This is a genomic window from Methylobacterium sp. E-041 (assembly GCF_022829665.1).
GTDB lineage: Bacteria > Pseudomonadota > Alphaproteobacteria > Rhizobiales > Beijerinckiaceae > Methylobacterium.
In genome coordinates, this window is record NZ_JAKSYQ010000241.1 from 1 (window position 1) to 6511 (window position 6511).

Annotated in this window: 9 protein-coding genes; 2 read left to right on the plus strand and 7 right to left on the minus strand. The window is 67.1% G+C overall.

From position 1 onward, the window contains the following. Nucleotides 1-493 precede the first annotated feature (493 nt). The 6 genes from MKK70_RS22635 to MKK70_RS22660 form a co-directional block, all read right to left on the minus strand. Nucleotides 494-820, minus strand: a complete 327-nt coding sequence (locus MKK70_RS22635) for a hypothetical protein (protein WP_243950066.1) — start codon at nucleotides 818-820, stop codon at nucleotides 494-496. 636 nt (nucleotides 821-1456) lie between these two features. After that, nucleotides 1457-2134: a hypothetical protein gene (locus MKK70_RS22640; protein WP_243950068.1), complete on the minus strand. Its 678-nt coding sequence runs from the start codon at nucleotides 2132-2134 to the stop codon at nucleotides 1457-1459. Between the two features lie 61 nt (nucleotides 2135-2195). Next, complete coding sequence (locus tag MKK70_RS22645) at nucleotides 2196-2738, minus strand: hypothetical protein (protein WP_243950070.1); 543 nt, start codon at nucleotides 2736-2738, stop codon at nucleotides 2196-2198. A 62-nt stretch (nucleotides 2739-2800) separates the two neighbouring features. Then, nucleotides 2801-3211: a penicillin-binding protein gene (locus MKK70_RS22650; RefSeq protein ID WP_243950072.1), complete on the minus strand. Its 411-nt coding sequence runs from the start codon at nucleotides 3209-3211 to the stop codon at nucleotides 2801-2803. A 10-nt stretch (nucleotides 3212-3221) separates the two neighbouring features. Continuing rightward, complete coding sequence (locus MKK70_RS22655; RefSeq protein WP_243950074.1) at nucleotides 3222-3620, minus strand: hypothetical protein; 399 nt, start codon at nucleotides 3618-3620, stop codon at nucleotides 3222-3224. A 10-nt stretch (nucleotides 3621-3630) separates the two neighbouring features. Next, nucleotides 3631-3954, minus strand: coding sequence for a hypothetical protein (locus tag MKK70_RS22660; protein ID WP_243950076.1), 324 nt, complete (start codon nucleotides 3952-3954; stop codon nucleotides 3631-3633). A 101-nt stretch (nucleotides 3955-4055) separates the two neighbouring features. Here MKK70_RS22660 and MKK70_RS22665 point away from each other — a divergent pair, with 101 nt between their 5' ends. Both MKK70_RS22665 and MKK70_RS22670 read left to right on the plus strand, forming a co-directional pair. Continuing rightward, entirely contained in the window at nucleotides 4056-4436 is a 381-nt protein-coding gene (locus MKK70_RS22665; RefSeq protein ID WP_409568313.1) for a helix-turn-helix domain-containing protein, read from the plus strand. Between the two features lie 8 nt (nucleotides 4437-4444). Then, nucleotides 4445-5224, plus strand: a complete 780-nt coding sequence (locus tag MKK70_RS22670; protein WP_243950079.1) for a TIGR02391 family protein — start codon at nucleotides 4445-4447, stop codon at nucleotides 5222-5224. A 663-nt stretch (nucleotides 5225-5887) separates the two neighbouring features. Here the strand turns inward: MKK70_RS22670 and MKK70_RS22675 are convergent. After that, nucleotides 5888-6121, minus strand: a complete 234-nt coding sequence (locus MKK70_RS22675) for a hypothetical protein (RefSeq protein ID WP_147726580.1) — start codon at nucleotides 6119-6121, stop codon at nucleotides 5888-5890. Nucleotides 6122-6511 lie beyond the last annotated feature (390 nt).

Sequence of the window (6511 nt, forward strand, 5' to 3'; positions counted from 1 at the left end):
CGAGAATGAGGACAGCGCGCTGGATCGCGCAGCCGAACACGCCATCGCTGCGCAACAGGCGATCGTCGAGATGCAGGACCCACGGCTGAAGAGCTGTGCGGATGCGTTGCTGTTGGAGCTGGGGCGACGGCTGGCTCAGAAGGATATCCGATCGCGCCGCGGACGTATGAACTAGACTGGCCCCCGCGCCCGGCGTTCTTACGAACGGTGGTTCACTGGCATCGACACCCTACCAAAATAGCCCGAGCTTCAGCCACGTCACCCCGCTCCGGTCCGCCTAGCAACGCAGCAATCTCGGCGTGGCAGTCCAGCCAACGCCGGGTGAAGTAGAGCAGACATCCGCCACCGGCCGCTACGCCGATCCGGCTTTGCCGCAACATGGCCCAGTGCATTCGCCGGGCGAGGTAGCGTTCCAGCAACATCAGTCACGCGAGCCGGCTCGTCTGGCGCAGTGTCAGCCGACGATCGGCTGTAAGACGAAGGGCGGTCGGCATCAGCGCTCGCCTCCAGCTACCATGTCGAGGAAAGCTACTGCGGCGGCCGCAATGATGTTCCCTCGGCCATTCCAGGACAGGGGCGCGAACGCGGTCACCGCACACTCGGCCGACGCGACCGGTGGTACCGCATCAGATGCCGCCTCGCAGCCACTATCATTATTGCGCAACCCCACGACCTGGCTGCCGTGGTGGTTCTCAGGAGCGACAAGGGCGGGTTCAGCGCCCCCACCGTCCTCGGCCTCTGCATCCCCGTCCATGCGGTTAAGGATCGCGAGCAGGTTGTCGGCGGTGTCCAGGGCGGTCTGTGCCGCTTCCTCGATCATGCGCCGAGTCTCGGTCGGCGAGGGTGCCGGCGGGACAAGAGGCGCCACGGCGGGCGGGCGGAATGCAATAACGTTGTCCATCGGTCTCAGGCCCTCGTTTCGTTGGAACCGGCCAGCGGCGCCAAGCTCCCCGCCCGCACAGCATCTTGAAACTGACGCACGATCCTATCCCCCGCCTCCTCCCCGGTTGGATCGGCGCGCAGCTCGCACACACGGTCTGCAGCCAGCCCGAGACACTTCAAGGCCAATCCTTGAACCGTGGACGCCTCCACGACGCTCATGCGCTCGATAACGGCGCGGACGGGCGCCCACGATGCCCTCATGTCAGCATCCGACGGGTCCGGCTCCTGACAGACCAGATCATGCTGAGCGAAGGCATCGCAGAGCAGCGTCGCGAGGATCGCAAGCTCAGCGTCGCCCCCAACCGAGGGGAGCGGGGTCGAGGGAGCCGGCGGAGCGCTTCGGCCCATCACCTTAGCGGCGGTCGTTCGCAGCGCCGCGGCCTGCTGTTTTAGGGAAGGGCGGTCGGCGCTTCGGCGGAAGGGATTGGACAGCTTGAGAGGGGACACGCGCGTGCTCTTATGATCCTTGAAAGGAAGGGGTGCGCGGCGGGGCCGACCCGCCGGGCGGATGGCGTCAGGAGGCGGGGCTGTCGCTCTCGTCGTTGCCTTCGTCCTCGTCGTCCGGCTCGACGCCGGCCTCTACAAGCTCTTGGAAAAACGGCTCCGGGGCGGGCAGGCCGAAGTGCTCGGCCGCGAGGCGGGACACGTCGGCCAAGGCGCTCTCGCTCCACCATTCCCCCAAGTCGGCGAGCGCGGCCTTGAGCATGATGCCCGGAAGGGTCTGCATCGGCTCGTTGATGTAGGGATCAGCCAGACGCGCGAGGGCGATGGAGAGTGTGTTAGCCAAGGCCCATGCCTCGTCATATCCGTTGGCGTCCCGCGTCGCCTTGGCCTTTACCCCCCAGGCTTCGGCAGCGCTCGTGTCGTCAGAGATCCAGCCTGGATGTTCGCCGGCCGCGGTATCCCCGGCGTCGAAGAGGCGACCGGCCTCAGCCTGCGCAGGGCCGACGCGCCGGATAAGCGGCAGGAGGTCGGGGGCGAGCGCCAAGAACTCGGCCTCGCGAGCGCCGGGCGGCGTCGAGGCGGCCAGCGCCGGCAGCGGCAGGGCAGCGGCCATGGACCCGGCCAGCATGGCGCGGCGGCCTTGGCTCGTCTCGGCCGCGAGGCCCGCGGCCTTGGCTTTCATCAACGCGAACCGCTCGCGCAGGCTCGGCTTCGCAGGATCACGTTGCAGTAACTTGATTGCGCGCATGGAAGGGATCTCCTTAACTTGATAGCTCGATAGACCTGATGAGTTGCGATCGGCGGGTTGCTCAGATCAGCGAGGCGAGGCCCGTGAGGACGGCGCCGCCGCCGATGATGACGAGGGCGGCCAGCAGCTCGCCGCCAACGGCCAGGGTGCGCGCGAGACGCGCGGGCGTCGGCGCCGGGCGGAGGTCGATAGTCGGCCCGATCAATCGGCCGGACGGCAGGGCCATCGGTAGACGCCGGACCGGCTCCACGCCCAGGCAAAGGGACAGGTCGCTTTCACGGGCCTGCGCAATGGCCCAGCCGTCGCCGTGCGCGGTGGCGTTCGGCGCTTCCTCGCTCAGGAACCAGCGAAGGTGATGGATCAGGCAGAGCATCCCGGCGCGGGTCGCGCAGGGCGTGCCGAGCAGCGCCGTCAGGGCAGCGTCGGCATCGTCCTCGGCGCGCATGGCCGCCTCGCCGTTGGGGGCGACCTGAAACACGCTCCACGCCTCGCTGTGGCGCTCTATCGCCGCGAGGATGGGGTCTGCGTGGAACGGGACGCGCTCCGCTTCGAGGACGACGGGGCGCAGCGAATGGCTGAAATCGGGGAAATGGACGTGCGACATCGGTCGGGCTCCAAAGGGCTCGTGAAGGCAGGCAGGGAAGGCGAAGGGGAGGGTGGTGCCGACTAGGTCAGCCGGGGCGGGAGCACGGCACCCGGCCGAGCGAACACCTTGCGCAGCCGGCGGCGAGCGGCACGTCGGGCGCCTGCGCTACCGGCACGCTCGCCGCGGGCGGTGTGGTAGGCGGCCAGCGCTTTGGCAGACTCTGCGGTGGTCGGCGTCAGGGCGTAGAGGTCGAGGCGGGCCAGCCGGCGCACGCGGGCCAGCGAACCGCGGTAGGCGGCCCACCCGGCCGACAGCGGCAGTCCAGCCTTGGCCCGGTCGGCAGCGATGCGGCCCGAACCGAGATAGGCGGCGTCGGCAGCCTCGGCCCAGCGGATTGCTGGCAGCACTCCGTCAGAGGCAGCGGCGGGCATCCGTGAGGCCACGACGACGAGGAAGGCGCCGAGGACGATGCGGCGGGAGAGTTCGGCCATCGGTCCGGCCTCAGTGCGTCGAGGTCGGAGCGTCGGCCGGCAGCAGCCGTGCCATCGCTTCGGCGATCGTCGCCATCGCGTCCGAGAGGTGCCAAACCTCGATCGCGTAGAGGCAGGCGTTCCCCGCCACCTGCCCATAGGCGTTCAGGCTGGCGAGATAGGCCGTGAGCGCACGAAGACCGGCGAGCGTTTCGATGGGGCTAAGGGCGAGCCTGGACGTGATCGTGTCGTAGATGTCGGCCGCCTCGCGGAAGTTCTCCTTCGAGACCCAACGGCCTTTCCGCTTCCGCTTCTGATAGTAGACCTCGGCCTCATAGACCTGAAGGGCTTCGCGGTGCGTCTCGATCGCGGCGAACACGGGGTCGGCCGAGATGGCGGGCGCGACGGTGGCGTGAGTGATGGCGAGCATGACGGCCCCCTCAGTGTGCGCGGACGATGCGGGAGGACTTCGCTGCGGCCCAGGCGCCCTTGAGCGCGTAGGACATGCACTCGCCCCAGGCGTCGCCCGTAACCTCCATGCGGGCCTGAGCGGCGCGGGTCGCGGCGCGCATGATGGCCGAGCGGTCGAACGTGCCGTCGCGGCGGGTCAGCGGGGCAACGGTGCGGGAGAAGTGCTTGGCGCTCTCGGTGCAGACGTTCACGGCGGCCTTGGCGCGGGTGAAGACGCGGCGGGCGTCGGCGGTCAGGCGCGGGTCGGTGGTGCGGGCGATGTGCGAGTGGGGGATGAGGTTGGCGTAGCGCATCGGGGCGGCCTTGAAAGGTTCAGAACTTACCCTTATCGTGTAAGCCCATCCCGATAGCGCGTCAACACTCAACGCGTATTTTTTTACATGATAGGTGTTAGATGTTGACGGGGGAACAGTTGCGGGCGGCTCGGGCCATGCTGAAGATGGAGCAAGGCGAACTCGCCGAGTTGTCCGGGGTATCGGCGGAAACGATCAAGCGGCTGGAACGGCTCGATGGCCCGCTCAGCGCCAATTCAATGACCCTCGACGGCCTGCAAAAGGCTCTCGAAGGCGAAGGCGCGATGTTCCTGCCTGAGAACGGAGGTCTGCCTGGCATTCGGCTTCGTCGCGACCCTCCGGCAAACATTCGGACGCGCAAGCGAAGGGGAGACGGCGCTGGCGCTGGCGTCAGGCTCCCGGATCGAGAGAACGACAAGCCGGACGAGGGCCTGCGCCCGGATCAACTCACGAGCGAGAACGACGGCAGCGCGCAGGGGTAGAGCCGGGCATGCACTTCGAGGGACTGCCCGAGGAAGCCGACGTGCTCCTGGCCTTAGAGCCGGACGAGATCGGCTTGAGGCTGCTGCCGACTCTGGCGCGGCCCTCAATGATGCCGGGCATACCTCTCGCCCTTCAAACCTTCCTCGGGTTCGCGTTCGCGCCGGTTCAGTATGCGGACGGCCGCTCTGGCTTCAGAGGCCCGTACCCGGCCGAGCGCCATCCCGAGGTCAAGCAAGCCATCGCAGAAGCATGGGCTTGGCTTGAGAGGGAAGGACTCCTCATGCCGGTTCTGGTCAACCTGACGGGCGGCGGCGAGGAGTTCCACCCGACGAACCGACAGGTCAGCCGGAAGGGGCGGCGGATCGCAGCGCAACCACAACTCGGCCTGAGCACTCGCATGCTGCCGAAGGAGGCGTTGCACCCCGCCATCCGTGAGGACGTGTGGAGCCTGTTCCATCGCGGGAAGTACGATACGGCGGTGTTCGAGGCCATGAAGGCGGTCGAGATCGCCGTCCGAGAGGCGGCCAACCTGCCGGCCACCGATGTCGGCACGCACCTAATGCGTACCGCGTTCGATCCGAAAAAGGGTAACCTCAGGGACAAGAAGGCGACCCTCGCGGAGCAGGAAGGGCGTTCCTCGCTGTTTGCTGGCGCGATGGCTGCCTACAAGAACCCGCAGTCGCATCGGCGGGTCGCTCTCGACGATCCCGACGAAGCGTTCGAGATCATCATGTTGGCGAACCACCTCCTGCGGATCGTCTCGGACTGCAACAGCGTGTTCAGTTGAGTATGACGCGGCAGACTCTGCCCCTACCTGCCGTCCGCCTCCTCACCAGGGCGCAGGCGGCATCGTACTGCGGCCTGTCCATGATCGTGTTCCAGCGCGAGTGCGACGTTCGCCCGATCCGCTTCGGCGTGGATACCGTGCAGCGGTACGACCGCCGCGACCTCGACCAATGGATAGACCGCCGCAAGGGGGAGCCTAGCGCTCCTTCGTTCGACAGGCGGCTGGATGCCCTGGATACTCGCGTTCCGCCTGATCGGCCGATGGGTGAGCGTGAACCTCACTAAGGGCGTCCGCCATCCCTGACTGAGGCTTTTGCACGCCGTGTCCGCTCAGCTTTAGCAAACCGCTCGCCCATGCTGTCGGCCTTCCGAGCCTCTACGAACCGCGCTCCCCAATCCGTGCGAGGGGTAGGCTCAACAGCAGGCAGACCGGGCTGCACCTCGGGGTAGAGATCGGGGCGCTGACGCATCCGCCACCGGTCGATCGCCTCGATGTCGTACAGGCCGGTTGTCTCGTCCGGCACGGGAAACCCGCGGGCGTAGAGGCGTCGCCGGTACTCCCCGAACTGATCCGGGGTGAGGCCCATACGGCGCGCGGCCTTGTCAGCCCAGACGTAGGCCGGGTCGATCCGGAACCGGATGGAGGGAGACGCTGGAGGCTTCCTCATGACGACGCGGCCTCGCCGAGGCGGCGCATCGCGTACCCGTCCAGAACTGCCTGCGCACGGGCGGAGCCTTCGACCTGGCGCCTCGCGTGGACGACTTCACGCTCCATCCGATCCAGCAGCGGCAGGTAGACCGTGCCGTAATGGACGACGCCGCGGGCGATTATCTCATGCGCACGCTCAATCTCGGGCAGGGTGTAGGGATGGTCGTAGCCAAGGCTGTCCGTCATCATCGGCAACTTCTGATCCAAGGTTGAGGCCGCGTGACCGGATCTGCGTCATGTTCGGCCAAGGCGATGGCGCGTCAACGCGAACCCCTCCCCAACTGGCCGCGGCTCATGCGCCGGTCGCAGGCGGCGGCCTATTGCAGCCTATCCCTGCTGACGTTCAGATTGCCGCCATTGGCGTATGGAACCAATACCAGCTTGATTTGAAATCTAATTTAGCTGACTGGGCCAGCGATGGCGGTTGCCACATGGTGTCGTAGGTCTGCGTAGGAACGCTCGAACATGCCGAACACGTTTGGCCTCAACCGCACGCTTGGAGGTGCGATCGGCGTCATCGCGCTGGTGTCGGTCCTCAGCAGCGGGGCGATCTTAGCCACACGCAACCACCTGCAGGAT